Here is a 24526-nt window from a genome sequence, read left to right on the forward strand (position 1 = left end):
AGTGTTTGGGCTTGTCGGGTGGCATCCAGGATGCGGGTCTGGTCGTAGCCGGCAGTGATGACCTGCCGCCCAGCTTCCCGCATCGTTTGGTTCATGTGTTCTATTGTTTCGGGAGGGTCTGACAGAAACCCCTGCCCCGACTGCCGTGGAAGATAACGAAACGGTAACGATTCCTGCCGGGTTCCGGTCCGGCTTCGAGGACGGCATCGTCAATGACTGACCTGGGTAGGGGTGAGGGTTTGGGGTTGGGTTCCTGCGCAAAGCCTCGATGTCTCGGTGTCTCAATCTCAAGAATCGGTGGCCAGGATTCTGCACCGTGTGCCAGGTGGTTTCGACACGCCTCGCTCGTCCCTCGCAAGGCGGCTCAACCGGCGGCTCAACCGACCCGCGAGGTGGTCCAACCGGCAAGGGCCCGACCCCCAATCAAGGGGGTCGGGCCCAGCGGCAGATTCAACCTGTCAGATCTTGAACCGAACCATGTTGTTCAAGATCTCCTTCGTCACCCACCTGTAGGTGAACTTTCCATCAGCACCCTGCGTGCCCGAGATCACGCTCGCGGTGATGAACGTGCGACACCCGTTGCGGCCGGTCGCGGCGGTGTCGCACTCGGTGCGCCACTTGCGGCCGTCGCTGCCGATCCAGCTCCCGTTGTGGCCGAGCGGGTTGCCCGCCCACTGCGCCCGCGTCATCCCAGGCAGGTAGGTGAGGTTGTTGAACACCCACCCGTTGGTGTTGACGAACCGGCCGTCGACCTGGGCCACCGTCGTCGCCCAGATGGACGTGCGGCAACGGGTGGTCTTCGAGTACTTCTCGCACGTCGTCAGCCAACGTCGCCCGTTGACGTTGTGGTACCCGGGCGTGTTGTACACGTCCTGGACGACCGGCGGCTGGGTCGGAACCGGAACCGACGGAGTCGGCGTCGGCTTGGGAGCGACGACGCCGTACTGGAACGCGTCAGAGGTCCAGACCTGCTCACCGCCATCGCCGTCGGCCTCCTCCGCGGTGAAGCGGAGCACGTACTTGCCGGGGGCGGCGGCGACCATCAGGCCGGACTCGGCCCGGACCCGACCGTCCCACGAGTACAGATCAAGGCTCCCCGAACGACCGACGTAGTCGGACTTGAACACCCGGCTGGCGCTCGACTCCACCGGCTGCCCGGAGGCATCTGCCTTGAGGACCTCCAAGGTCAGGCTCCGTGCCGGGTAGGCCAAGTGCAGCGCGACAGAAGGATTGTCTCCGTTGCCCTTGAACACCTTGCCTGCGGCGGCGGGGGCGAACTCGGCTTCCGGGTCGACGCACTGCTGATCGTCCCAGATTCCGCAGTCGACCTCGACCACGGCGGGCAGCCCCAACCCGAGGGATGGGAACAGATTCAGGTTTCCGTAGTCGCCCGCCATGCCGGCGAACGGCACGCTCAAGGTGGCGCCGCCCTCATCGGAGGTGAGCTGGACGAAGCCCGAATACTGCGTGCCCTCGCGGGCATCGGCGGGAGCCGCGACGGTGACGTCGACGGTGGCGGTGCCACCAGCTGGGACGGTCACTTCGGGTGAGGAGAAGGTGACCTCGGCCTCCTCGATCGTCAGGTCCGGCGCGTTCTGCCATTCCTCGTCGTCGTCGGGGTCGATACCGGTGGAGATGCCGTCCTCGTAGGAGAGTTCCCAGGTCACCGCTGCATCACCCGCGTTGCTGATCGTCAGACGCTGAGTGAATGGGCCGTCGTCGCCCTCGCCCGCCGAGATCTTGCCCGGGCTTACCACCGAATCGGAGAGGATGGCCTTGTCGATCTGGATCAGGCCGGCACCCTGCCGGTGGGCGGCGTCGAGCACCTCAAGGCCCGCGGCCTTGGCCTCGGGGGAGACCGCGGGTGCTGCCGTGTTCTGCAGCCGGTGGAGCACCTCGTCGGGGGTGAGGTCGCCGTTTGCGTCCAGCAGCAGGGCCACTGCGCCAGCGACGTGCGGCGCGGACATGGAAGTGCCCGACATAGTGACATGTGAGCCCAGTTCCACCGGGTAGCTGGAGTAGATGGAGCCGCCAGGTGCGCCGAGGTCTGGCTTCAGCGTCAGGTCGGCGGCGAGCCCCCAGGATGAGAATGAGGAGATGAGGCCGCCGTTGGGATTGGGGATGGATACCTCACCGCCGGTGACGCTCGCCGTGACCCCGCCCGGGAGAGCGGCGACGATCGCCTGCCCGGCATCCTGGGTGATCGTGACCACTGGGATGGTGATCTCGGTGTCCCCTTCGACTGTTGCGTTGATCGTGCCGGCCTGGTTGTTGTAAATGACCAGTGCCTCGGCCCCGGACTCCTGTGCCGCGACCGCCTTCTGGTGGAAGGAGCAGGTGCCACGTGAGACGATCGCGATCTTGCCTGCCACGTCGCCGCCTGCAGCGCAGCCCAGCGGATCGGTCAGTGGAGCGACCGCCAGACCGTTGACCGTGTCGCCGATCGCGGGAGAAGCTGTGGCGGGCAGGTATCCGGTCGAGATCGGCGCCCCCGAAGCTGGGGTGAAGACGATCTCGCTCATCCGGACGGCGATGTTGTCGAAGGAGGCCACCCCGATCGCATGCCCGGCCACGCCGGGAGCGCCGAGCGACTGGGTGTTCTGGTAGCCGTAGGTGGCTCCCTCGTTGCCGGCCGACGCGACCACGACGATCCCGTTTCGCCAGAGGCGGTCCGAGGCCGTAGAGGTCGGGTACTGCGGCCAGGACTGGAACCCTGCGCCGAGGCTCATGTTGACGACGTCCATGCCGTCGGCCTCGGCGCGCTCCAAGGCGGCCAGAATGATGTCGGTATCGGTCGAGCCATCGCAGCCGAATACCCGGTAGGCGCCCAAGGTCACATCCGGTGCGACCCCGGTCACCTCGCCGTCGGCCCCGACGATGCCCGCGACGTGCGTGCCGTGGCCCTGGCAGTCGTCCGGGTTACCGTCGGGACGTGGGATCGGGTTGAACGAGGGGGAGGCGGGGTCGGCGTTGTAATCGTCGCCGACGAAGTCGTAGCCGAAGGCCACGCGGGTGGTGGGGAAGGTGGTGCTTCCGTCGGTGCCGTTGCCGCCGAAATCCGGGTGGTCGATGTCGATGCCGGTATCGATGACGCCGACCTTGATGCCTGCACCGGTGATTCCCAGCTCGCTTCGGACGGTGTCGGCGCCGGTCATCTGACCTGCCGTGAACATCGCAGGCTTGGATTCCTGGGACTCCGGGATGGCGACGGGGATGACCGGGAAGACGTTCTTGACCTCCCCGAGTTCGCCGAGGGCACGTGCCTGCTCGGCGTCGGCCTCCACCGTCACACCGTTGAACAGTGAAGTGAACTTCCGGGAGATCGAGACGCCCTCGCTCCTGGCGTCGGCCTCCAACTGCCGGTGCTGCTGGTTGATGACCGTTCGGCTGCCGCCGCTCGAGGTCGGCTCGCCCTTCAGCTCGATGAACCACTTCTTCGTGTTCACAAACTGTCCGGTCAGATCTGGGCTCGCCTTTGAGCCTTCGCTGATCGTGACCCTGCCGTCGTCGCCGGGGGCGGCAGACGCGGCCCCCGGTGTGAGGACGAGGGCGGCGGCCACAACTGCCACCGCGCCCCGTCGAAGTCTTTTGGACCTTGCCATCGTTGGCCTTCCTCTTGTTTGAACGCCAACAACCTAGCCGCGCCCTGTGACGGTTGTGTCGATATCCACGCAGATGAGCGCTTCTGGGCCGACAAGGGGGGATGTGCTACTCGACCGTGATGCCAGGAGCTAGCTGAAAGTGGGAGACCGGAGATATCGGTCGCGCTCACTCTGCGATCGGGCGATTGTCCTCCACCGCCCTGAACGTCTCGCGGACCTCGGCGAGGATGGCCTCCATCGCAGTCCGGGCACCTACGGGATCGCCCCGGAAGACCGCCTCGGCCACGGCCTCGTGGCCGTCCAGTGCCTCAGGCTTCGGTTTGGTCGGCATCAGCCCCAGCTCCGTGCGGCCCTGGAGCACGACGGCCACCAAGTCGCTGAGCGCGGCGAACAGTTCGTTGCCGCAGTTGCGCAGCAGCGTGGCATGGAACTCGATGTCGTACTGGAGGAACTCCTGAAGCGCGCCCGCCTCACCCGTGCGGCGCATCTCCGCGGCCAGTGGCAGCAGGGAGGCGCGGGTGCGGATCGATGCGAACCGTGCCGCGCTCTCTGCGGCCGCGGGTTCAACCGCGAGCCGGAGCTGCGTCAGGGTGAGGATCTGGTCCTCCCGCTGGGATGAATGCAGCCGCCAGTCGATCAGGGTCGGGTCCAGCGCCCGCCAATCGGCGGGCGGTTGTGCGACCAGGCCGAGGCGGCGGCGGGTGCGCACCAGGCCCATCGACTCCAGCTGGCGCGACGCCTCCCGGGCGACCGTCCGGGAGACGCTGAAACGCGACTGGATGTCTTCGAGGGTGCGGGAGGAGCCGACCTCCCAGGCGCCGTCAATGATCTCGATGCCGAGTTCCCGGGCGACCGCATGGTGCCGGACGGCCGAGCCGGTGTCGGTCGTGCTCATCGGTCCTCCTGGTTCTCTTCGGGGTCGCCCGTGGGTGGTCGCGTCTTCGCCTGGACCGGCACCGATCAGGACTCCCCCTTGACGATCTGAGCATATCGACACCTGATCGAAGACGATCAATATTCAGAAAGGTATGATGTAGGGATTGATTAAGAGTATGTATAGGGTTTAGAGTCATCTCATGGCGCATCGAGGCGCCGAGAAGGAGGGTCAAGGATGACTAACACACACCTTGTGGTGATGGGGGTCGCCGGCTGCGGAAAGTCGACTGTCGCCGGTGCGCTGCACGACCGGCTTGGCTGGAAGATGGCCGAAGGCGACGACCTGCACCCTGCCGAAAACATCGCCAAGATGAGTTCGGGGGTCCCGCTCACCGACGAGGACCGCTGGCCGTGGCTGCGCCTGATCGTCGACTGGACAGCCACGCAGGACGACGCGGGCAACTCCACGATCGTCACCTGCTCCGCGCTGCGCAGGGTCTACCGCGACCGGCTTAGGGCCGCGCCCGGGCGGACGCTGTTTGTGCACCTCGCCGGGAGCCAGGAGTTGCTGGCCGGCCGGCTGGCCTCCCGCACCGAGCACTTCATGCCTGCCTCACTGCTGCCCTCGCAGTTCGCAACCCTCGAGCCGCTTGAGGACGACGAGGACGGTTTCACGGTCGACCTCGCCCTGCCGGTCCACGAGATCGCCGATCTGGTGCTGTCCCATCTCGGCAATCACAGCCACGCAGAACCAACGGAGGTCTGAAGAAAGTGTCTACCCAACTGATCCTGGCGGCCATCGGGGGCATCGCCACCATCGTGGTTCTCATCGTCTGGCTGAAGGTCCACCCCTTCCTGTCGCTGATGGCCGGCGCTGGCGTGATGGCCATCGCGGCGGGCGTTCCCTACGTCGACCTGTTCACCAGCTTCACCACCGGGCTCGGCTCCACCGTCGCAGGTGTTGGGCTGCTGATCACGCTCGGCGCGATCATCGGAACGTTACTGATCTCATCGGGCGGCGCGGACGTGATCGTCGACACGATCATGTCGAAGACGCCGGTGAAGCGGTTGCCGTGGGCGATGGCCCTGATCGCGTTCGTGGTCGGGATCCCGCTGTTCTTCGAGGTCGGCGTCGTCATCCTGATCCCCGTGGTGATGTTCGCGGCCAAACGAGCCAAGCTGCCTGTCGTGCTGCTCGGCATCCCCGCGCTGGCCGGCCTCTCGGCGCTGCACGGCCTGGTGCCGCCCCACCCCGGCCCGCTCATCGCCATCGACGCGCTCGGTGCGAACCTCGGCCTCACCCTCGGGTTCGGGCTGCTTGTCGCCATTCCCTGCGTGATCATCTCCGGTCCTCTGCTAGGCAAGGTGATGGCCAGGTGGGTGCCCATCCAGGCCCGCGATGACTTCCTCGGCGGCGGCGGTCCGGCCGCCGACGACAAGCGTCCCAGCTTCCTCACGGCGCTGACCATCGTGCTGCTGCCGGTCGCTTTGATGCTCGCCCGCACCCTGGTCGAGATGCTCAACATGGAGGAGACCGGGCTCGGGCAGGCCGTCGTGTTCATCGGAACGCCGTTGATAGCGCTCACCATCACCACGGTTGCGGCCATGGTGCTGCTCGGATTCATGCTCTCCAAGACCCGCGATCAGGTCAACAAGCTGGTCGGGTCCGCGTTCGGCCCCATCGCGGGCATCCTCCTGATCGTGGGTGCGGGCGGCGGGTTCAAGCAGACGCTGGTGGATTCGGGCATCGCGGACGGCATCGCCCAGGCCTTGACCGACGCGGCCCTTCCACCGCTGTTCGCGGGCTGGTTGGTCGCCGTCCTGATCCGGTTGGCGACGGGATCGGCCACCGTCGCCACGATCACCGCCTCCGGCATCATGGCCCCTCTGGCGACGAGCCTGCCGCCTACCCACGCCGCCCTGATGGTGTTGGCCATCGGCTCGGGATCGGTGTTCCTCAGCCACGTCAACGACGCTGGGTTCTGGATGGTCAAGGAGTACTTCGGTATGACGGTGGGCGAAACGTTCAAGACCTGGTCGTTGATGGAGACCGTGCTCTCGGTCGTCGGGCTCGGTTCGGTCATGCTGCTGAGCCTGGTGGTCTGACCGATGAGCGAGACCAACCCCAAACAGGAAGAGGAAACCATGCAGATCGGAATGATCGGGCTTGGCCGCATGGGCGGCAACATGGTGCAGCGGTTGCGCGCCGCCGGGCACGAGGTGGTCGGCTACGACCGCGACCCGGAGGTCTCGGACGTCGAAGACCTGGCGGAGCTGATCGGTCGGCTCGAGGCGCCCCGCACCGTCTGGGTCATGGTGCCCGCAGGGGAAGCCACGCAGGCCACCGTCTCGGAATTGGGCGCCATGCTTGAGCCGGGCGACCTGGTGATCGAGGGTGGCAACTCCCGCTACACCGACGACGTGCCGAACGCCGCGCTGTTGGCGGAGACGGGCATCGGCTACCTGGACTGCGGGGTATCGGGCGGGGTCTGGGGGGCCGAAGGTGGCTATGGCCTCATGGTCGGTGGCGACGCGGACCTCGTGGCTCACGCGATGCCGATCTTCGACGCGCTGCGTCCCGCCGGGCCGCGAGGCGAGGGCTTCACCCATGCAGGAGGGGTGGGGGCCGGGCATTACGCGAAGATGGTCCACAATGGGATCGAATACGGCCTGATGCACGCCTACGCCGAGGGCTGGGAGCTGCTGCAGACGGGTGGGGTGGTCACCGACGTCGCAGGCTGTTTCAAGGCATGGACCCGAGGAACAGTAGTGCGGTCCTGGTTGTTGGATCTGCTCGTCAAGGCGTTGGAGGAAGCCCCTGACCTGGCCGGGGTCGACGAATACACCACCGACTCCGGTGAGGGTCGCTGGACCCTGGAGGAGGCGGTCTCCAAGTCGGTTCCGATGCCGGTGCTTGCCGCGGCGCTGTTCGCCCGTTTCGCCTCAAGGCAGCCCAACAGCCCCAGCATGCAGATGGTCTCCGCGCTGCGGGGCCAGTTCGGCGGTCACGCGATCGTCCGCTCCGAATAGGGGGGTCACGAGCCGCCTGCGGCGAGGCGCAGGAACTCTCGTCGCTTCGCCTGCTCGACGGGGTCGGGCACCGGCAGTGAGGCCAACAGTCGCTGCGTGTAGTCGTCGTCTGGGTTGCTCATCACCTGGCTTCCGGTGCCCAATTCCACGAGCCGTCCCTGGAACAGGACGCCGACCCGGTGGGCGAGCATGTCGACAACCGCGAGGTCGTGGCTGATGAACAGGGATGCGAAGCCGAACCGGTGCTGCAACTCGGTGAAGAGCTCGAGCACGGTCGCCTGGACGGAGACGTCGAGCGCCGAGGTCGGTTCATCGGCGATCAGAAGGGTCGGCTCAAGGACGAGGGCCCGCGCGAAACTCACCCTCTGACGCTGCCCTCCCGAAAGCTCGTGCGGGAACCGTCGCGAGTACTCGCGGGGGAGTTCAACGGCCTCCAGGATCTTGGCGACCCGATCGCGTCGTTCCGTGGCGGACAGGTCACGGGCGTGGACGACCATCGGTTCCTCGATGCACTCGCCGATGGTCAGTTGGGGGTCGAAGCTGGTCGACGGGTCTTGGAACACGAAGCCGATCTGGCGCCGCAGGGGCTTGAATGCGCGCTCCTTGAAGCCGCGCATCTCGTGGCCGAGCACCCGCAGCGAGCCGCCGGTGACGGCCTCCAACCCGGCCATTGCGCGGCCGATGGTGGTCTTGCCAGACCCGGATTCGCCGACAAGGCCGAGCACCTCGCCGGCGTGGATGGTGAAGTCCACACCTCTGACGGCGCGGAAGGGGGGTGAGCCGAGCCGGCCGGGGTAGGTGACCTCCAGCCCCTCCGCCACCACCACGGGCTCGCGCGATTCCAGCTCGGCCAGATGCTCTGGGCCGAGATCGCGGGAGGCGGACTTCACCCCGATTCTGGGCACGGCCGCGAGCAGTTGCCTGGTGTAGGGGTGACGCGGGTTGGCGAACAGCTCACGCACCCAATCGCGCTCCACCACCTCGCCGCGGTACATCACCAGGACCGAATCGGCCAGGTCGGCGACGACGCCCATGTTGTGGGTGATCAGGATGATGGAGGTCCCGTGCGTGTCCCGGATGTCGCGCAGCAGCTGCAGGATCTCGGCCTGCACCGTGACGTCGAGCGCGGTGGTCGGCTCGTCGGCGATGATCAGTTCGGCCCCCATGGCCAGGGCCATCGCGATGATGATCCGCTGCTTCTGGCCACCAGAGAACTCGTGCGGGTAGTCATCCAGGCGCTTCTCCGCGTCGGGAATCCCAACCTGCTTGAGTGCCTCGACGATGCGACGGCGCAATTCCTTGCGTTTCAGCTTCGGGTTGTGGGCCCGGAGCCCCTCGGCGAACTGCCACCAGATCGGAAACACCGGATTCAACGCGGCCGATGGTTCCTGGAAGACCATGGAGGCTTGTCGACCCCGAACCGAGCGCATCCTGCCGGCCGAGAGCCCGACCACGTTGGTGCCCTCCAACCAGATGGCGCCGCTGGTTTCTGCGGTATCCGGCAACAGGCCGAGGATGCTACGCGCGGTGACTGTCTTGCCCGACCCGGATTCGCCCACGATCGCGAGGATCTCTCCAGGGTCGACGTAGAGGCTCACGTCGTTGACGGCGTGGACATCGCCTGAGTCGGTGGCGAAGCTCACATCCAGGTGCTCGATCCGCACCCGGGGATCCGTTCCGGGGGCATCGGTGTCGGAAGTCATCGCGTCTCCTCCTGGGCCGGGCCGCGGCCTTCCTGCCGCGGCGCCTGATGCGCAGCCGCGGGTCGTTGAGGTCGTTCATGGACTCCCCGACGAGTGTCACCCCGAGCACGCTGATGACGATGGCCAGGCCGGGGAAGAGTGCGGTCCACCAGATGCCGGAGGTGACGTCGGCCACCGACCGGTTGAGGTCGTAGCCCCATTCGGCTGCCGCCGTCGGCTCGATCCCGAACCCGATGAAGCCGAGCCCTGCAAGGGTGAGGATGGCCTCGGAGGCGTTCAGGGTGAAGATGAGGGGCAGGGTCCGTGTGGCGTTCTTGAACACGTGGCCGAACAGGATCCGGCTGACGGGGGCACCGATCACCTTGGCCGACTCGACGAACGGTTCGGCCTTCAGCCGGATGGTTTCGGCGCGGATCACCCGGAAGTACTGGGGGATGAACACCACGGTTATCGAGATGGCGGCTGCCAGGATGCCGACCAACGCCCCGGATCTGCCCCCGCTGATGACGATGGACAACACGATGGCCAGCAGGAGGGACGGGAAGGCGTAGACTGCGTCGGCGATCATCACGAGGATCCGGTCCAGCCAGCCACCGAAGTATCCGGAGACCAGCCCAAGGAGCACCCCGATGAACAGCGATGCGACGACGGCCAGGCAGATCACCGCGACCGCCGTCCGGGTGCCCCAGATGACGCGGCTCAGGACATCGAATCCGGAGACGGTGGTGCCGAGCAGGTGCGCCGCCGACGGTGGCTGCTGAGCCCCGAAGGTGACGCCGTCTGCGGTGGTCTGTGCCCAGCTGTAGGGGGCCAGCAGCGGAGCGAACAGCGCGACGAGTAGAAGCAGGCCGGTCATGATCACGCCGGCGATCAGCATCCCGCGTTGGAGCCCGGCGCTGCGGCGCAGGTCGGCGACGACGGGAAGGCGGAGGTACCAGGGGTCGCGCCGGTCGGCGATCGGGGTGGCTGTCATTTCAGTACCGCACTCTCGGGTCGACGAACGCTGCCACGACATCGACGACGAAGTTCGCGACGGCCACGATCACTGCGGTCAACATGACGATCCCCTGGACGGCGACGTAGTCGCGGGCGCTCATGTACTGCACGAGCATGAAGCCGAGCCCCTTCCACTCGAATGTGGTCTCGGTCAGCACGGCGCCGGCGAGGCTGAGCGCGATCTGCATGCCCATGACAGTGATGACGGGGATGAACGCCGGGCGCAACGCGTGGGCACGGACCAGCCTGGTCTCGGCGACACCGCGGCTGCGGGCGGATTCGATGAACGGTCGCTCCAGAGTGCCGATCAGGTTTGTTCTGACGAGCCTGAGGAAGATGCCGCCGGTCAGCAGGCCCAATGCGACGGCGGGCAGGATCGCGTGAGTGACCACGTCGCCCAGCAGCTGGAGGTCCCCTAGCCGCAGCGCGTCGATCAGGTAGAACGGGGTGGGGTTGGTGATCGTCTGCATCTTCAGCTCGCCTGCCGTCGAGATCCGGCCTGCCACCGGTAGCCAACCGAGTTGGACCGAGAAGATGAGCTTGAGCATCAGGCCGGTGAAGAACACCGGCGTCGCGTAGCCGAGGATCGCCAACACGCGCAGGACGGCGTCGGGGACGCGGTCGCGCTTGTACGCGGCGTACATGCCCAGCGGCACTCCGAAGCCGATCGCGACCACGAGCGAGTAGGCGACCAGCTCGGCGGTGGCCGACCCGTACCTGGCGAGGATCTCCACCACCGGTTGATTGTCGGTGAAGGTGGTACCGAAATTGCCTCTGACGATCTGGCCGAGGTATTCGAAGTACTGGACGATCAGGGGGCGGTCGTAGCCGGCCTGGTGAATCCGTTCCGCAAGCTGGTCGGGAGGAAGCCGTCCGCCGAGCGCCGCGGTGATGGGGTCGCCGGTCATCCGCATCAGGAAGAAGACGACGGTCACAAGGATGAACATCGTCGGGAAGATAAGAAGGAACCGGGCGACGAGGTAGCGCAGGAGGCTGCCGCCGCCCTTGGGTGAATCGGGAGCAGGCTCGGTCGTGTTCGCCTGTTCGAGGGTCTCAATCATCGTGGTTGTGGGGGCCGGGCACCGGGTGGTCTCCCGGTGCCCGGCCAAGAATCACTTGGCGAGGACGCCGATGCGGAACTTGAACGAGGCATCGAGCGTTTCGCCTGCCCCGGTTACGCCTTGGGCGGCGAATGCGAACTGCTTGCCCTGTAGGAGCGGCAGCGTCGGCAGATCCACGGCGAGGATGTCTTGAATCTGCTTGATCAGTTCCTCACGCTTGGTGGCATCTGGTTCGGTCGCCTGCGCCGTGATCAACGCCTGCACCTCCGCGTTGTCGTAGTGGTTGCCCAGGAAGTTCTCCTTGGTGAAGAACGGCGTCAGGTAGTTGTCCGCGTCGGAGAAGTCCGGGAACCAGCCCAGTTGGTAGAGCGGGTAGACATCGGAGGAACGGTCCTTGGAGTACTGCACCCATTCGGTCGACTGGAGGTTGACGGTGAACAGGCCACCCTCCTCGAGCTGAGCCTTGTACATCGCGTACTCGTCGCCCGAGCTGGGGCCGTAGTGGTCGGGGCTGTACTGGATGTTCAGCGCGACTGGATCGGTGATCCCGGCGTCCGTCAGCGCCTTCTTCGCGGCATCGACGGAGGGGCCGCCCTCACCGTCACCGTAGAGCGGCTTCAGCTGCTCATCCGAACCCGTGAAGCCGTCGGCGATGTGCGCGAACAGCGGCTGGTAGGTGTCCTTGTAGACCTGCTCGCTGACGGCGGAGCGATCGATGAGGCTGGCCATGGCCTGCCGCACGGCGGTCGCCTTGGCTGGGTCGGCGTCGGCCGCGCCCGTGCCGAACGGCATGGTCGTGAAGTTGTAGACCAGGTAGCGGATCTCCCCGCCCGGCCCCTCCTCGACCGTGACCTTGTCGTTGCCCCGCAGCGACTCGATGTCGGTGGCCGACAGGCTGCGGTGCGCGACGTCGATGTTGTTCTGCTCGATGTCGAGCTTCATGTTCGACGCGTCGGCGTAGAACTTCTCGTTCACGCTCGCGGTCTTCGGGGCGCCGAGGAGGCCTTGGTAGTCGCCGTTCGCCTCGTAGGCGATGAGCTGGTTGAAGTTGTAGGTCGAGATCCCGTACTGCCCGCTCCACGGCTTGGCCGCGACGATGTCCGCGTCGGCGAGGGTCTTGTCGGCGGGGAAGGACTCCTCGTCGACGATCGGGCCAACGGGCGAGGTCAGCACCTGCGGGAAGATCTGGTCGTTTGGAACCTTCAGCTTGAACTCGACCGTGGTGTCGTCTGGCGCGTTGACCGAGTCCAGGTTGCCGAGCAGGCTGGAGGGCCCGTTCGGGTCGGCGATCGTGATCTGCCGGTCGAAGGAGAACTTCACGTCGGAGCTGGTCAGGTCGTTGCCGTTCGCGAACTTCAGGCCGGGCTTGAGTTTGACGGTGTAGGTGCTCGGGTCGGTGAACTCGCCCGACTCTGCCAGGTCCGGTTGCGGTGTCATGTCGGTGCTGCCCGGCACGGTGTTCATCAGGAACCCGTAGACCTGGTTCATCACGAAGAATGAGCCGTTGTCGTAGCTGCCTGCCGGATCGATCGAGGTCACCTTGTCGGTGGTGCCGATCGTGATGGAGTCGGCAGAGGGTCCGGGGCTGCCGGTGGTCTCGCCGGGAGTCGTCTGTGCGCAGCCTGCCAGCAGGACGGCGGACAGCCCGCCGGCCAGCAGCGCCAGCCCGCGGCTTGTTGTTTTGCTCATTTGACGAACCTTCCTTGTCCATCCAGGGCCGCGACTGATTTCTCCGGCCCCGGGAGTGCTGGACGTCGCGCATCGAGACTAGAGCGATTCCCGGCCCAATGGCGAGGGCTACACCCGATGCGGCGAAATGTTGTCAAATCGTGATGCGCCGCCTGAAGCGCTCGGCGGCGCATCACGTTCCGATTAGTGGCGCCTACCTGGTCTCGACGGCCCGGATCGAGTCGACGACCATTTTCCAGAAGGCCGCGTGATCCAGCTTCACCGCGACCTGGGTCGTACAGCCGTCGGGGGCCGGTGCACGGAAGTCCGCCACCGTCATGCCGACGGTAAGCGTTCCGTTGAGTTCAACGTCAAGGGGCACCTTCCGGGTGCTCACGACGCTCGGATCGATGAGATACGCAATGGTGCAAGGGTCGTGAACCGGCGGGTTGTCGAAACCCTGCTGTTCCTTGTACGCCTGCCTGAAGAATCCGAACAGCCCCAGGACGAATTCGCTGCACTGCGAACCGATGCCACGGATGTCCTCTTCCACCTCCGGCGTCGCCAGCGCCTGGTGCGTCAGATCGAGTCCGACCATGGTCAGCGGCCACTTCTCGTTGAAGACGATGTGGGCGGCCTCAGGGTCGACCTTGATGTTGAACTCGGCGACGGCGCTCCAGTTTCCCGTGTGGTAGCCGCCGCCCATGAGCACTACCTCCTGCACCCTCTCGGCCAGCCGCGGTTCCTTGCGCACGGCCAACGCGATGTTGGTCAGGGGGCCCGTGGGGACCAGGGTGACGGTGTGCGGTTCGTTGGCCATGACGGTCTCGATGATGAAGTCGACGGCGTGCTGGTCGCCGACCGAGGTGACCGGCTCCGGAAGCTCAACCCCATCGAGACCGCTGTCGCCATGTATGCCCTCTGCGACCTCGACGTCACGGACAAGGGGTCTGGCGCACCCGGCGAACACCGGAACCTCGGTGAGGCGTGCGACCCTCAGCACGCTGAGCGCGTTGTGGGTCACCTTCGGCAGCGTCTGGTTACCGCCGACGGTGGTGATCCCCAGCAGGTCGATCTTGTCGTTGCCTCCAGCGAGGATGATGGCCACCGCGTCGTCGTGACCGGGGTCACAGTCCAGGATGATCTTGCGTGTCATGGCTTACTGCCTTCCGTTTGCTTGGTGTCGAGGTCTGCCGGTTTGGGGATCAGGAACGAGGCCAGGAACGCGAGAACAAGGATGACGGCGCCGGTGGCGATGCCTCCCATGTAGCCCGCACGCGGCCCCGACATCTCCGTGATGAGGGTCGATGCCGCGAAGAGCACAGCGAAGCTGAGCCCGGCACCGAGGTTGAACGCGCCCGAGTTCATCCCAGGCAGATACCCGGGATTGTCCTCAGGGCTGAGCACGATGCCCAGCCCGTTCAGCATGATGTTGCTCATGCCCGCGTAGGTGATGCCGACGAAGATGGAGACGAACAGGAGCAGGAGCGCGCTCGGTGCACCCGCAGCGAAGAGGGTTAGCCCCAGCCCCGCGGCAGTTCCGATGAGCCCGATCTGGAGCACCCGGTTGTAGCCGAGACGACCGGCCAGCTTGCCTGAGACCGGCCCCATCAGCAGACCGGCAAGGGCGTAGGGGGTGAGGGTGACCCACGAAACCGTGTCGGCGGACAGGCCGGCGCCAACGCTGGGATCCTGCGCCAAGTTGGGGACGAGCCCGTTCATCACGGCGAAGACGCCTGTCATGGTCAAGGTGGTGGTGAGCAGGAGTGCCCAGGTCCGCCGCTGTTTCATGTAGGTCGTGGAGACCAGCGGATGAGCGACGCGTTTCTCGACATTCCAGAAGATGACGAAGCCAACCGCCCCGACCACCAGCAGCACGGCGACCAGCAGCCAGTTTGCCGCGGCCAGTTTCCCCGCCTCGTTCAGGGCTATCAGTGTGGCGCCGAGCGCGACGACGATGGGGAGGACACCCTTCCAGTCCATCGGTGGCGTTTCGCTGGCGGTCGTCTCCTTGATGAAGAACCGGACCGAGAGCACGGCGACCGTGCACACGACGGTCATGACCCAGAAGATCGACCGGAAGCCGTAGTTTGCGGCAAGCCACCCTCCAGCCAGGGCGTCCACCCCGGCGATGCCACCGTTGATCGAGGTGAGGATCGCCATCAGCAGCGCGTACTGGCGCCCGCTAGGAATCTCGGCGCGCAGCATGATGAGGCTCATGGGCACGATCGGCCCGGCAGCGCCCTGGATGATCCTGCCGATGAACAGCACCGTCACAGAGGGTGCTACCGCAGAGATGGCGCAGCCCACCGCGGTGACGATGAGCATGCCCACCATCACCTTTCGCCGTCCGATCAGATCGCCCCAGCGCGGCAGGAAGAGCGAGAACAGCGCCGCCGCGGTGAAGAAGGCCGTCTGGGTGAGGCCGATCTCAGCAGTCGTCGCGGATAGTTCCCTCTCCATCGTGGCCAGGGCGGGCGACAGCATTGAGGCGTTGAGCTGGAAGGCGAAGATGGCCACCAGCAAGGAGAGCACGATCGGCAGGACGGTCGACAGGGGCAGCTTGTCCTTGTCCGTCTCCGGAACTGTGGTCACGCTCTGGCCTCCTTCTGGGTGTCGGTCTTCTCGGCCGAATTGAGTTTGGGCTCGCTCGCGCCGGGGCAGGACAGGACCCGGGCCGACAGGGCGTGCCCGGCCAGGCAGTTCGACACCAGGTCGCCATCTCCCGACAGGTACGAGGTCAGGAAGCCCGCGTTGAACGCATCCCCGGCCCCGGTCAGGTCGCGGACGTCGTCGACGGGGGCCACCGGGACGGTCGCGTGGAAGCGGCCCGCCTTGAAGATGTTCGTCGAGTCCTTGCCTTGGCGGGCGAGGAGGACGGCATCGCCGAAGCGCGCCAGGTTGGGCCCGGGGTTCTGCCCATCAGCAAGCCCTAGGTAGAGGCTCTCATCCCGGTTCGCGGAGATGAAGTCCAGGTGGCACTGATCCATCAGGTCCAGGAAGGCCGGAATCCCGAAGTGGTCGATCATGCCGGTCGACGAGACGTCCAGCGAAACCTTGATGCCGCGACGCTTGGCCTCGCGCACAGCCTCACGAACAGCGTCGGAGGTGCTGCTGCCGGTCTCGAACGAATAGGCCGTGATGTGCAGCAGCTCAAGCCCATCGAACCAGGCCGGATCTATCGTCTCGAGCCGGGCGGAGGCGCCTCGGCTCGGGAACATGAGTCGTTCACCGTCCTGGTCGATGAGGACGACGATCATGCCGGTGACGTCTCGCACCTGCATTCGTACGTCGACGCCGTGCTGTTTGAGTTCGGTGGTGAGTACCACGCCTCCGAGATCGTCACCGATGCATCCGATGAACCGGGTGGGGTAGCGGGGGGCCGCGAACGCCGCGACGTTGGCGGCCGAGCCCCCTCGCTGCATGCGCACTTCCGATTTGGTGTCCGTAGCGTGTCTGATCTGCTCCAACTGCCACACGACGACGTCTTGGACAACGTCACCGATAACGCCGAGCATCTCGCCTCACCGTCCGACGAGAGCAGCCGCGATGCTCACACCGACGCGGATGTTGTTGTAGTAGAGCGCGACGTTGGCGTCGAGGCTGCGGCCCTGCGTCGCCTGCCTGATGAAGTCGAGCAGGAACGGGGTGGATGCCTGACCGTGGATGCCCTGCTGCTCGGCCGCCTCCCACGCCTTGGCGAGAACAGCCTCGAGTTCCTGCGGGTCGAGTTGCTCATCCGCCGGGACCGGGTTCGCGACCAGGATCGCGCTGGTGATGCCCAGTGCCTTCTGGGTCTCGACCATCGCGGCGACGTCTTCCGGCTTTTCGACCCGTGCGGTCAGATCGTGGCCCGAATCGACGACGTAGAAGCCGGGGTACCGGTCGGTCCGGTAGCCGACCACCGGAATGCTGAGCGATTCGAATCGTTCCAGCGTCGCGCTGATGTCGAGGATCGCCTTCGCGCCGGAGCTGACCAGCACGATCGGAGTCTCAGCGAGTGAGTAGATGTCGGCCGATTCGTCGAACGACTGCGCGGCCCCGTGGTGGACGCCGCCGAGGCCGCCCGTGGAGAAGACGTCGATCCCGGCGGCCCTGGCGAGGAGGCCGGTTGCGGCGATGGTGGTTCCGGCGTTCTTCTTCGAGACGGCGCAGTAGGAGAGGTCGCGCACGGAGGCCTTGGTCACGTCGTCGTCGTAGGCGAGTTCCTTGATCTCGTCGGCGGAAAGGCCGACGACGGGCTGGCCGTGTACGACGCCGATCGTCGCGGGTACCCCGCCGGCCTCCCGGATGATCTCCTCGCCCCGCGTCGCGACCTCAACGTTGCGTGGGCGGGGCAGTCCGTGGGTGAAGATGGTCGACTCGAGGGCGACGACCGGGGTTCCGTTGGCGAGGGCTTCCTTGACCTCGTCCGAGATTCGAAGAGCCGCGTTGCTCATGGGGGGCTTCCTTCCGTTGGCTGGATGTCGGGTTCCCGAAACACCAACCTAGCCATCCCTGGTATGACTGAATAGCGTTGCTGTGGCATCGGTTGATAACTTGTAGTTATGAATGTGACGCTCTCGCAGTTGCAGGTCTTCGTGACGCTCTGCGACACGCTGCACTTCCGTCACGCGGCGCAACGCTTGTCCGTGACCCAGCCCGCCGTCAGCAAGGAGTTGCGGGCCCTTGAGAGGACGTTGGGGCTCAGGCTCCTCAGCCGCTCTTCGGCGGGCACCACCTTGACGGAGGAGGGCAGGCAGATTGAGCCACTGGCACGCGCTCTTGTGGCGCAGGTGGCGACCCTCGAATCCAGAGCCGCCGAGGTGCGGCGGCAGTCCAACCGCCAGGTCACGATCGCCGCGTCACCGAGCATCGTGAACCGGATCCTGCCCGAGACGCTGCGCCAGGTGGACGACAAGGAACTGGGGATCGGGATCCTCGCGCTCGAGGTCGAGACGGGCGAGGTGGTGGACGCCGTCGACGGCGGGCGCGCCGACATCGGCATCGGGCATCACCTCTCGGAGCCGACGAGAGCGATCAAACGCCACATCGGAGACGACGAACTGCGGATCCTCGTCAGCCCGGCTCTGGTCCACGCTGACCGGAGGAATATCGACATGGCGCGCCTTGCCAACGTTCCGCTCCTGCTGTGGCCGCGCGAGCGCAACCCCGCCTATTTCGACGCGATGTTGGAGGCCTGCCGGGTCCGGGGACTGGACCCGCTGGTGCTGACCGGCACGTCACGCATCTCGGGATCGTGGTCCTATTTCCTCGACGACGCGCGTGCGTTTGCGCTGGCCCCACTCGATTTCGCGGAGCAGGAGGCCGGTGCAGGGCTGGTTTCGATCGCCTTGCAGCCGCCGGCCCAGATCCCGCTTGAGATCGTGTGGCGCGAAGGAAATGCCGCAGTCAGCGACGTGCTAGAGATCATCCTGGCCGTGACGGCGGATCGACGCAGACGCAGACCTGCGATCGCCGGGATGTAGATCCCGGCGGCCGCCGGTCGTGCTCAGCGCCCGGGACCAGTCGCCCCGCCCGGCTGGAAGCCCCCGCCGAGCCCGCCGCGACCTGTGGTGGAAGTGTCGCTGGTCGGTATGGCGAGCGAGGGGTCGGACAAGACGACCCGATCACCGGCGCTCAACCCTTCGGCCACCTCGACGTGTGTCGCGCCGCGGACCCCGAGCTTGACCTCCTGCGACCGTGCCTGCCCGTCCTCGACGACCTGCACGGTGCCGGTGTCGTCGCCGGTGAGCGTCACCGCCGAGATCGGGACGAGGACGGAGTCCGACGACGAGGCGACCGTCACGTCGACCGTCGCGGACGTGCCGATCAGCAGCGTGGCGTCACGCTCCCCGACGGCGATGGTGACGGTGTAGGTGTAGCTGCCTGAGGAGTCTGTCGGGAGCAGCGCGATGCTGCCGACGGTGCCAGACGACGTGCCCCCGGTGTCCGAGGTCACGACCGCCTCCTGCCCGACGGCGACTTGGCCGATGTCATCGACGGCGACCTCGATCGGCACCGAAACCTGGTCGCTGGTCTTGACGGCGGCGACCTGGCTGGTCGTGGCCGCCTGCCCGACAGTGAACGGCAGCGCGGTCAGCACGCCGTCTGCCGGGGCCCTGAGCGTTGCCCCGTCGAGCGCGAGTTGCGCGTTGGCGTGGTCCAGTTCCGCACCGCCTCTGCCTGCGCGACGGTGGTGGCCGTGCCGCCCATGCCACCGTTTGAGCCGGTCGGGGACCCGCCGGTTCCGGTGTCGCCCGAGCCGGTCGCGCTGGTGTCGGCGCCGCCTCCCGAACCGGCTTGCGAACCGGCGGTGCCGGCCGAGCCCGTGCCGGTGTCGGAAGTGCCGCCCGTCGGAGTCGCACTCGGCTGGTTCGTCGGCTGAGGCGTCGGGGACGAGGCCGAGGGCTGAGAAGTCGGTGACGAGGCAGAGGGCTGCGATGTCGGGGCGGCGCTGGGCTGCCCGTCACCGGGCGTGTCCGCCCCATCCGAGGCAGCCCCGGCCTTGGCGGCGTCGACCAACTGGTCGACCCACGAGTCGTACCGGTCGCGCGCGGCAATGAGCGCCGCCTCGACGTCTTCCAGCGACTCCAGCGCCGCGATGCAGTCGTCGCGGCTGACCACTTGCTCGACGTTGGTCGCCGTCGTCGCGCCCGTGGACGAGCCATCGCTTGCGGAATCCTCCGAGGGCTCTGCCGAGGGCTCGGGCGATGGGGTCCCCGAGGGGGTAGGTGTGGGGGTGTCGGACGATTCGGGGGAGGGGGTCGCCGACGGTTCTGGAGACACCACCGAGGCGACGCACTCAGCGGTGGCCGCGGCGAGGTCGTCGCTGAAGGACTGCCAGGCAGCGTCGAAGGCAGCCCTCGCCACCTCCAGGTTCTCCACGAGCTTCGCCACATCCGCCTCGCTCGGCGCCTGTCCGGGCTGGTCGGCCGAGGGCGTCGTCGTCGGGCTGGCGCTCGGGCGCGATGTCGAGGCACCCCCGGAGGGCCGCGCCGATGTCGACGCCGTCGCGCTCGGGGCCGATGTCGTCGCGCTCGTGGGCACGCTGCTGGGACGGGCCGATGCGGTAGCGACGGTGGAAGCCGTCGAACCTGTCGAGCCGACCGCGGTGGTCTCTGTCGTGGTCGAGGTCGTGTCCTCGTCTTCGGTGTCCTGTGCCTCCGCCAGATTCTCCTCGGCCTGCCTCACCTTGAGTTCGGCTTCGTCCAGCGCATCGGAGAGGGCGGTCGAATCGATGGTGGCGAGGACCTGCCCAGCGGTGACGGTGTCGCCGACGACGGCGTCCACCGCAGTCACCGTCGCCGAAGCTGGGAAGGCGACCTCCAGGGTGCCGACCGAGGTGACGGTCCCGCTGCCGGTGAGGCTCTGGCTCAGTGTTCCGGTGCGCACCTCACCGAGGGTTAGAGCGGACGCCGCGGACGGCCGGATGGCGAGGTATGCGCCACCCGCCCCGAGAAGGACGATCACCGCAAGCCCGCCGATGAGCAGGCGGGGTCTGCGTCTGGCCTTCACCGCGTCCCGCATTCGCCGTCCGTCGCTTCGCTGAGGCTCATTGAGGTCGCCGTCACGGCACCTGTGTCGTCTGCCTCACCCTGTGCGGTGACGCAGGAGCCGACCGTCGCGTCGGCTGCGGTGGCGGCACCGGTGGTGGTGACCGTCGCATCGGCTCCCAATGTGAAGGTGACCGTGGTGGCCTCCTCAGAGCCTGGCCGGGTCTGCTGAAGGGTCACGGTCGAGCCGTCAACCGCGGTCACGAGCCCGGCGACCATGCCACCGCCTCCACCGGGAGCGCCGCTCGGCATCCCGCTTGGCTGATCGGTCGGCATCCCTTCGGGGCGATCGGTCGGCATCCCGGAAGGTGGCTCCTGTCCGTCCTGGGGGGCTTGTTGCGCAGCGTCACCGCCGCCCCTGCCCGTCCCTGAACCGAACCCGCCCGAGCACGATCCGTCCTCTGCCGGGCTGACGGCGATCCTGGTGGCCGTGACCGTTTCGGCTCCGTCGGCCTGCTCGCCGAAACCGCTGATGCAGGACCCGACGGTGATGTCGGCGACCGTGCCGGCCACCTGCTTGGTGAAGATGGTCTCGGCCGTCCAGGTCACGGCCGTCTGCCCGCCCTGTCCCTGCACCTGCAACGTCTGGTCGGTGACGTCGGCGATGATCCCGCTGACGCCCGGGCGACCACCGCCCCTCCCCTCGGAGGGCTGCCCGCCCTGCTGGTCGGCGCTTGCCGTGGCCGTCGGTTGGGCGGTTGCCGTGTCGGTGGGCGCGGTCGATGAGCCGCAGGCCGAGGCCAGCGACACCGATGCGATCAGCGCAATCCCGGTCAGTGGTTTGAGAAGTGAGATACCCATTTTCAGATTCCTTCGTGTCATTCGTGACGCAGCGCGTCGATCGGAGAGAGGCGGGCCGCGCGGCCCGCGGGGTAGACGCCTGCGACGAGGCCAACCCCGACGGCGACGACCAGCGAACCGGCGACGGCCCACCAGACGAGTTGCACCGGTTGGTCCAGGAAGCGGGGCAGCACGGCCGCGCCGAGGGCCGCGATCCCAAGGCCGAGGACCCCTCCTGCCAGGCCCAGTACGGCTGCCTCGGTGAGGAACTGCGAGCGGATCACCGCGGGTTTGGCGCCAAGCGCCTTGCGGAGCCCGATCTCGCGGACCCGTTCCGAGACGCTGACCAGCATGATATTCATGACGCCGATGCCGCCGACGAGCAGCGAGATGGCAGCGATGCCGCCGAGGAGAATGGTCATGGTCCGGTCGGTGGAAGTGGCGGCCGAGACGATGGCTTCCTGCGTCGAGATCGAGAAGTCGGCCGTGTCGTCGGCCGTGGTGCCGTGGCGGGTCGACAACGCGGCGTCGACCTCCTGGTAGGCGGCAGAGAGCAGGTCGGAGGAGGCCGCCTCGATGTAGATGGTCGACACGCTCGACACGGAGGTGCCGACCGTCGTGGCCGCGGTGGTCCATGGCATCAGGACCGTGTCGTCCTCGCTGCTCGTCTCCGATGACGACCCCGTCGACTCCAGCACCCCTACGACGGTGAAGTCGGTGTCCGCGATCGTGACGCTCTGCCCGACGGCGCGGCCGCCGAAGAGTTCCTGAGCCGTCTCGGAGCCCAGCACGACGACGCGGGACCGGTCGGCCACGTCCTGATCGGTGATGAACTCACCGGTAGCCAGCTCACGGGAGCGGACCTGCTGCCATGACGGGGTCGCGGCGACGACCTGCGAGGTCCAGGTCGTCGACCCGGCGATCAGAGTCTGACTGGTTGACGACACCGGCGCGACCCCGGCCACGCTCGGCGCGACCTCCTGCGAGGCAAGGGCCTCCGCATCGGCCCTGGTCAGCGTCGTGGCGCTGCCGAAGCCGCCGCGCACGCCGTCGCTGGTGGAACTGCCGGGAGAGACGATCAGCAGGTTGGAGCCGAGAGCTCCGATCTGGTCCTTGACCTGCTGCTGGGCGCCGAGCCCCAGCCCGACCGTCAGCGTCACCGAGGCGATCCCGATGGTGATCCCGAGCATGGTGAGGATCGACCTGGTCCGGTTCAGGCGCACCGCCTCGAGCGCGATCAGCAGGATGTTGAGCCCCCTCATGCGGCCACCGCCAGGTCGGTGATCAGCCCGTCGCGCACATGCAGCACGCGCCCGGCCCGGGCAGCGACGTCGGCCTCGTGTGTGATCAGGACGATCGTGCGGCCGGCCCAGTGGAGTTCGTCGAGCAGGGAGAGGACGTCCTCGGTTGAGCGGGAATCCAGGTTTCCGGTCGGCTCGTCTGCCAGGATCATGGCCGGATCCCCGGCCAGCGCCCTGGCGACGGCGACGCGTTGCTGTTGACCGCCCGACAGTTCGCCGGGGCGGTGCCCGACGCGGTCGCCGAGCCCGACACGTTCGAGGGCGGCGACGGCCCGCTCCTTCCGGTCGGCCTTCCCCACCCCGGCGTAAAGGAGGGGCAACTCGACGTTGCGCCAGGCAGACAGCGCAGGCAGCAGGTTGAACTGCTGGAACACGAAACCGATGTAGCGGTTGCGGATCTCGGCCAGCTCGTCCTCGTCCAGGTGCGCCACGTCGCGCCCGGCCAGCAGATAGGTGCCGCTGGTCAGGGGATCGAGGCAGCCCAGGATGTTCATCAGGGTCGACTTGCCAGACCCGGACGGCCCCATGATGGCCACGTACTCGCCAGCCTCAACCTCGAGTGAGGTCCCGCGCAGTGCCTGCACCTCCAACTCGCCCGAGGCGTACGTCTTGGTGACGTCGGTCAGTTCGAGGATCTTCATCGGTTCGGCCCACCCTGCTGCCCGCCCTGGCCGTCCGGGGGCTGCATCCCTGCGCCGGAGAAGCCACCCGACCCGAAGTCGGGCAGCTGTCCGTTCCCTTGCCCGGGGACCCCCTGCGTTCCGCCGGAGCCTTGACCGTCGGACCCACCGGTCGGCGTGGTGATCTCGACGACGATCTGGTCGCCCTCGGCCAGCCCCTCGGTGACGATGACCTGGCCGTTGACCGTCTCGCCGGTGGTGACCGGCGTCACGGTGTCGACGCCGTCGACGACCTTCGTGACCGTCGAGGCTCCGTCGACTGTGGTCAGAGCGGCAGCGCTCACCGCGATCACGTCGGCCTGCTGGCTGACGATGATGTCGGCGGTGACGCTTGAACCTGCGAACAGGCCCTGCGGGGCACCGGTGACCTTGATTGTGACGGGGAACGAACTGGTGCCCGATGTCGATGAGGTGGCCACTACCGCAACGGATTCGACGGTGCCGTAGATCGTTTCATCTGAGCCGCTGACGGTCAGTTCGGCCTGGAGGCCGCGCTTGACGCTGGCGATGTCGCTCGATGACACGCTGGCGATGTCGCTCGATGACACGCTGGTGGACACGGTGAAGGCATCCTTGCTGATCAGCGTGATGGCGCCCGACGCCGTGCTGGTGTCCGTGGCGCCACCACCGCCCCCTCCAACGGAGCCCCCGGCCCCGGAACCGCCGCTCGAGGAGCCGGAACTGTCACCCACGGCGACGTTGACCGCAGCGACGACACCGGCGAACGGCGCCGTCAGCGTGGCTGCGGCCACATCCGACTCGGCTGAGGCCACGGCGTTCTGCTTGACCTTCACGGAGGCTTCGGCGGCGTTGATGGCAGCGTCGGTCGCGTCGTCGGAATCCTCCAGGTCCGAAAGCGACTCCTGGGCAGCGGTGAGGTCCGCCTTGGCCGATCTGAGTGCGATGTCGACCGCGCTGGTGTCGATCCTGGCCAGTTCCTCACCTTCGGTCACTTCGTCGCCGACCGCTACATTGACGGCCGTGACGGTCCCGGATGAACCGAAACTGAGATCGGATTGGCGCTGTGGTTCGAGCGTTCCGCTCGCGCTGACCGTGGTCTTCAGCGTCGTGGGGGAGATCGTGACAACCTGCCTCGTGGCCGTTGGCGCCTCGTCGGGTCGGGTCAGCAGCCAGGCCGCCGTGCCGCCGCCGGCCGCGACGAGCGCCAGAGCCGTGACGAGGACGATCCGGCCCTTCAAGGTCGTCGGCCGTCCCAGGCGGTTTCTGCGTGGTGGTGCTTCGGGTTGGCTTGCGCCGTCGGTCATGCTTGTTCCTCAGAAATGGACCGTAGAGG

Annotated in this window: 19 protein-coding genes and 1 pseudogene; 4 read left to right on the forward strand and 16 right to left on the reverse strand. The window is 67.0% G+C overall.

All coding sequences use genetic code 11. The features are described 5' to 3' along the window. Positions 1-458: 458 nt before the first annotated feature. Positions 459-3602, reverse strand: a complete 3144-nt coding sequence (locus BUC15_RS13135) for a S8 family serine peptidase (RefSeq protein WP_084189584.1) — start codon at positions 3600-3602, stop codon at positions 459-461. Positions 3603-3768: 166 nt separating this feature from the next. Continuing rightward, positions 3769-4497 carry a FadR/GntR family transcriptional regulator gene (locus BUC15_RS13140; RefSeq protein WP_073189036.1) on the reverse strand — a complete coding sequence of 243 codons (729 nt, stop codon included), beginning with the start codon at positions 4495-4497 and terminating at the stop codon, positions 3769-3771. Between the two features lie 216 nt (positions 4498-4713). Between BUC15_RS13140 and BUC15_RS13145 the strand changes: the two genes are divergently transcribed. The 3 genes from BUC15_RS13145 to gnd are packed head-to-tail and all read left to right on the forward strand — an operon-like array spanning position 4714 to position 7508. Beyond that, positions 4714-5244: a gluconokinase gene (locus tag BUC15_RS13145; protein ID WP_073189038.1), complete on the forward strand. Its 531-nt coding sequence runs from the start codon at positions 4714-4716 to the stop codon at positions 5242-5244. Positions 5245-5249: 5 nt separating this feature from the next. Beyond that, on the forward strand, positions 5250-6584 hold the full coding sequence (locus BUC15_RS13150) for a GntP family permease (RefSeq protein WP_073189040.1): 1335 nt from the start codon (positions 5250-5252) through the stop codon (positions 6582-6584). Between the two features lie 3 nt (positions 6585-6587). Next, a complete protein-coding gene (gene gnd / locus BUC15_RS13155) occupies positions 6588-7508 on the forward strand; it encodes a phosphogluconate dehydrogenase (NAD(+)-dependent, decarboxylating) (protein ID WP_073189042.1) in 921 nt (306 codons plus the stop codon). A gap of 5 nt (positions 7509-7513) precedes the next feature. On the opposite strand, the gene BUC15_RS13160 is transcribed toward gnd, so the two are convergent. The 8 genes and pseudogenes from BUC15_RS13160 to BUC15_RS13195 all read right to left on the reverse strand — a co-directional run bounded on the left by BUC15_RS13160 (position 7514) and on the right by BUC15_RS13195 (position 17375). Further along, the gene (locus tag BUC15_RS13160; RefSeq protein WP_073189044.1) at positions 7514-9211 is read right to left on the reverse strand and encodes an ABC transporter ATP-binding protein; all 1698 of its coding nucleotides are present in this window, start codon (positions 9209-9211) and stop codon (positions 7514-7516) included. A 61-nt stretch (positions 9212-9272) separates the two neighbouring features. After that, positions 9273-10226 (reverse strand): annotated as a pseudogene (locus BUC15_RS13165) (ABC transporter permease); the annotation flags it as partial. After that, positions 10186-11268 carry an ABC transporter permease gene (locus BUC15_RS13170; RefSeq protein WP_073189046.1) on the reverse strand — a complete coding sequence of 361 codons (1083 nt, stop codon included), beginning with the start codon at positions 11266-11268 and terminating at the stop codon, positions 10186-10188. The pseudogene BUC15_RS13165 and the gene BUC15_RS13170, both read right to left, overlap by 41 nt. Before the next feature lie 51 nt (positions 11269-11319). Next, the gene (locus BUC15_RS13175; protein ID WP_073189049.1) at positions 11320-12957 is read right to left on the reverse strand and encodes an ABC transporter substrate-binding protein; all 1638 of its coding nucleotides are present in this window, start codon (positions 12955-12957) and stop codon (positions 11320-11322) included. A gap of 193 nt (positions 12958-13150) precedes the next feature. Then, positions 13151-14092, reverse strand: a complete 942-nt coding sequence (uriH, locus tag BUC15_RS13180; RefSeq protein ID WP_073189051.1) for a uridine-preferring nucleoside hydrolase UriH — start codon at positions 14090-14092, stop codon at positions 13151-13153. Beyond that, positions 14089-15531 (reverse strand): uridine transporter UriT, encoded by a 1443-nt coding sequence (gene uriT, locus BUC15_RS13185; protein WP_245787982.1) that lies wholly within the window; start codon positions 15529-15531, stop codon positions 14089-14091. Before uriT ends, uriH begins: the two co-directional genes overlap by 4 nt. After that, entirely contained in the window at positions 15528-16454 is a 927-nt protein-coding gene (locus BUC15_RS13190; RefSeq protein ID WP_073189053.1) for a carbohydrate kinase family protein, read from the reverse strand. Before BUC15_RS13190 ends, uriT begins: the two co-directional genes overlap by 4 nt. 6 nt (positions 16455-16460) lie before the next feature. Continuing rightward, positions 16461-17375, reverse strand: coding sequence for a pseudouridine-5'-phosphate glycosidase (locus BUC15_RS13195; protein WP_073189055.1), 915 nt, complete (start codon positions 17373-17375; stop codon positions 16461-16463). A 108-nt stretch (positions 17376-17483) separates the two neighbouring features. Here BUC15_RS13195 and BUC15_RS13200 point away from each other — a divergent pair, with 108 nt between their 5' ends. Continuing rightward, a complete protein-coding gene (locus BUC15_RS13200) occupies positions 17484-18404 on the forward strand; it encodes a LysR family transcriptional regulator (RefSeq protein ID WP_073189057.1) in 921 nt (306 codons plus the stop codon). A 23-nt stretch (positions 18405-18427) separates the two neighbouring features. On the opposite strand, the gene BUC15_RS19975 is transcribed toward BUC15_RS13200, so the two are convergent. The 6 genes from BUC15_RS19975 to BUC15_RS13230 are packed head-to-tail and all read right to left on the reverse strand — an operon-like array spanning position 18428 to position 24497. Then, the gene (locus tag BUC15_RS19975) at positions 18428-19021 is read right to left on the reverse strand and encodes an efflux RND transporter periplasmic adaptor subunit (protein ID WP_073189059.1); all 594 of its coding nucleotides are present in this window, start codon (positions 19019-19021) and stop codon (positions 18428-18430) included. Then, positions 19015-20445, reverse strand: a complete 1431-nt coding sequence (locus BUC15_RS13210) for a biotin/lipoyl-binding protein (protein ID WP_073189062.1) — start codon at positions 20443-20445, stop codon at positions 19015-19017. Before BUC15_RS13210 ends, BUC15_RS19975 begins: the two co-directional genes overlap by 7 nt. Then, the gene (locus BUC15_RS13215) at positions 20430-21272 is read right to left on the reverse strand and encodes a hypothetical protein (RefSeq protein WP_073189063.1); all 843 of its coding nucleotides are present in this window, start codon (positions 21270-21272) and stop codon (positions 20430-20432) included. Before BUC15_RS13215 ends, BUC15_RS13210 begins: the two co-directional genes overlap by 16 nt. 17 nt (positions 21273-21289) lie before the next feature. Next, positions 21290-22513, reverse strand: coding sequence for an ABC transporter permease (locus BUC15_RS13220; RefSeq protein ID WP_073189064.1), 1224 nt, complete (start codon positions 22511-22513; stop codon positions 21290-21292). After that, positions 22510-23193, reverse strand: a complete 684-nt coding sequence (locus BUC15_RS13225; RefSeq protein WP_073189066.1) for an ABC transporter ATP-binding protein — start codon at positions 23191-23193, stop codon at positions 22510-22512. The genes BUC15_RS13220 and BUC15_RS13225 overlap by 4 nt, the downstream gene beginning before the upstream one ends. Beyond that, entirely contained in the window at positions 23190-24497 is a 1308-nt protein-coding gene (locus tag BUC15_RS13230; protein ID WP_084189586.1) for an efflux RND transporter periplasmic adaptor subunit, read from the reverse strand. The genes BUC15_RS13225 and BUC15_RS13230 overlap by 4 nt, the downstream gene beginning before the upstream one ends. Between the last annotated feature and the right edge of the window lie 29 nt (positions 24498-24526).

It is taken from the genome of Tessaracoccus bendigoensis DSM 12906 (genome assembly GCF_900141915.1).
GTDB classification, from domain to species: domain Bacteria; phylum Actinomycetota; class Actinomycetes; order Propionibacteriales; family Propionibacteriaceae; genus Arachnia; species Arachnia bendigoensis.

Bases quoted from the DNA above. Each gene is read 5' to 3' on its own strand.
- BUC15_RS13135 (WP_084189584.1), bottom strand. From the start codon at position 3,602: ATGGCAAGGTCCAAAAGACTTCGACGGGGCGCGGTGGCAGTTGTGGCC.
- BUC15_RS13140 (WP_073189036.1), bottom strand. From the start codon at position 4,497: ATGAGCACGACCGACACCGGCTCGGCCGTCCGGCACCATGCGGTCGCC.
- BUC15_RS13145 (WP_073189038.1), top strand. From the start codon at position 4,714: ATGACTAACACACACCTTGTGGTGATGGGGGTCGCCGGCTGCGGAAAG.
- gnd (WP_073189042.1), top strand. From the start codon at position 6,588: ATGAGCGAGACCAACCCCAAACAGGAAGAGGAAACCATGCAGATCGGA.
- BUC15_RS13160 (WP_073189044.1), bottom strand. From the start codon at position 9,211: ATGACTTCCGACACCGATGCCCCCGGAACGGATCCCCGGGTGCGGATC.
- BUC15_RS13170 (WP_073189046.1), bottom strand. From the start codon at position 11,268: ATGATTGAGACCCTCGAACAGGCGAACACGACCGAGCCTGCTCCCGAT.
- BUC15_RS13175 (WP_073189049.1), bottom strand. From the start codon at position 12,957: ATGAGCAAAACAACAAGCCGCGGGCTGGCGCTGCTGGCCGGCGGGCTG.
- uriH (WP_073189051.1), bottom strand. From the start codon at position 14,092: ATGACACGCAAGATCATCCTGGACTGTGACCCCGGTCACGACGACGCG.
- BUC15_RS13190 (WP_073189053.1), bottom strand. From the start codon at position 16,454: ATGCTCGGCGTTATCGGTGACGTTGTCCAAGACGTCGTCGTGTGGCAG.
- BUC15_RS13195 (WP_073189055.1), bottom strand. From the start codon at position 17,375: ATGAGCAACGCGGCTCTTCGAATCTCGGACGAGGTCAAGGAAGCCCTC.
- BUC15_RS13200 (WP_073189057.1), top strand. From the start codon at position 17,484: ATGAATGTGACGCTCTCGCAGTTGCAGGTCTTCGTGACGCTCTGCGAC.
- BUC15_RS13210 (WP_073189062.1), bottom strand. From the start codon at position 20,445: ATGCGGGACGCGGTGAAGGCCAGACGCAGACCCCGCCTGCTCATCGGC.
- BUC15_RS13215 (WP_073189063.1), bottom strand. From the start codon at position 21,272: ATGGGTATCTCACTTCTCAAACCACTGACCGGGATTGCGCTGATCGCA.
- BUC15_RS13220 (WP_073189064.1), bottom strand. From the start codon at position 22,513: ATGAGGGGGCTCAACATCCTGCTGATCGCGCTCGAGGCGGTGCGCCTG.
- BUC15_RS13225 (WP_073189066.1), bottom strand. From the start codon at position 23,193: ATGAAGATCCTCGAACTGACCGACGTCACCAAGACGTACGCCTCGGGC.
- BUC15_RS13230 (WP_084189586.1), bottom strand. From the start codon at position 24,497: ATGACCGACGGCGCAAGCCAACCCGAAGCACCACCACGCAGAAACCGC.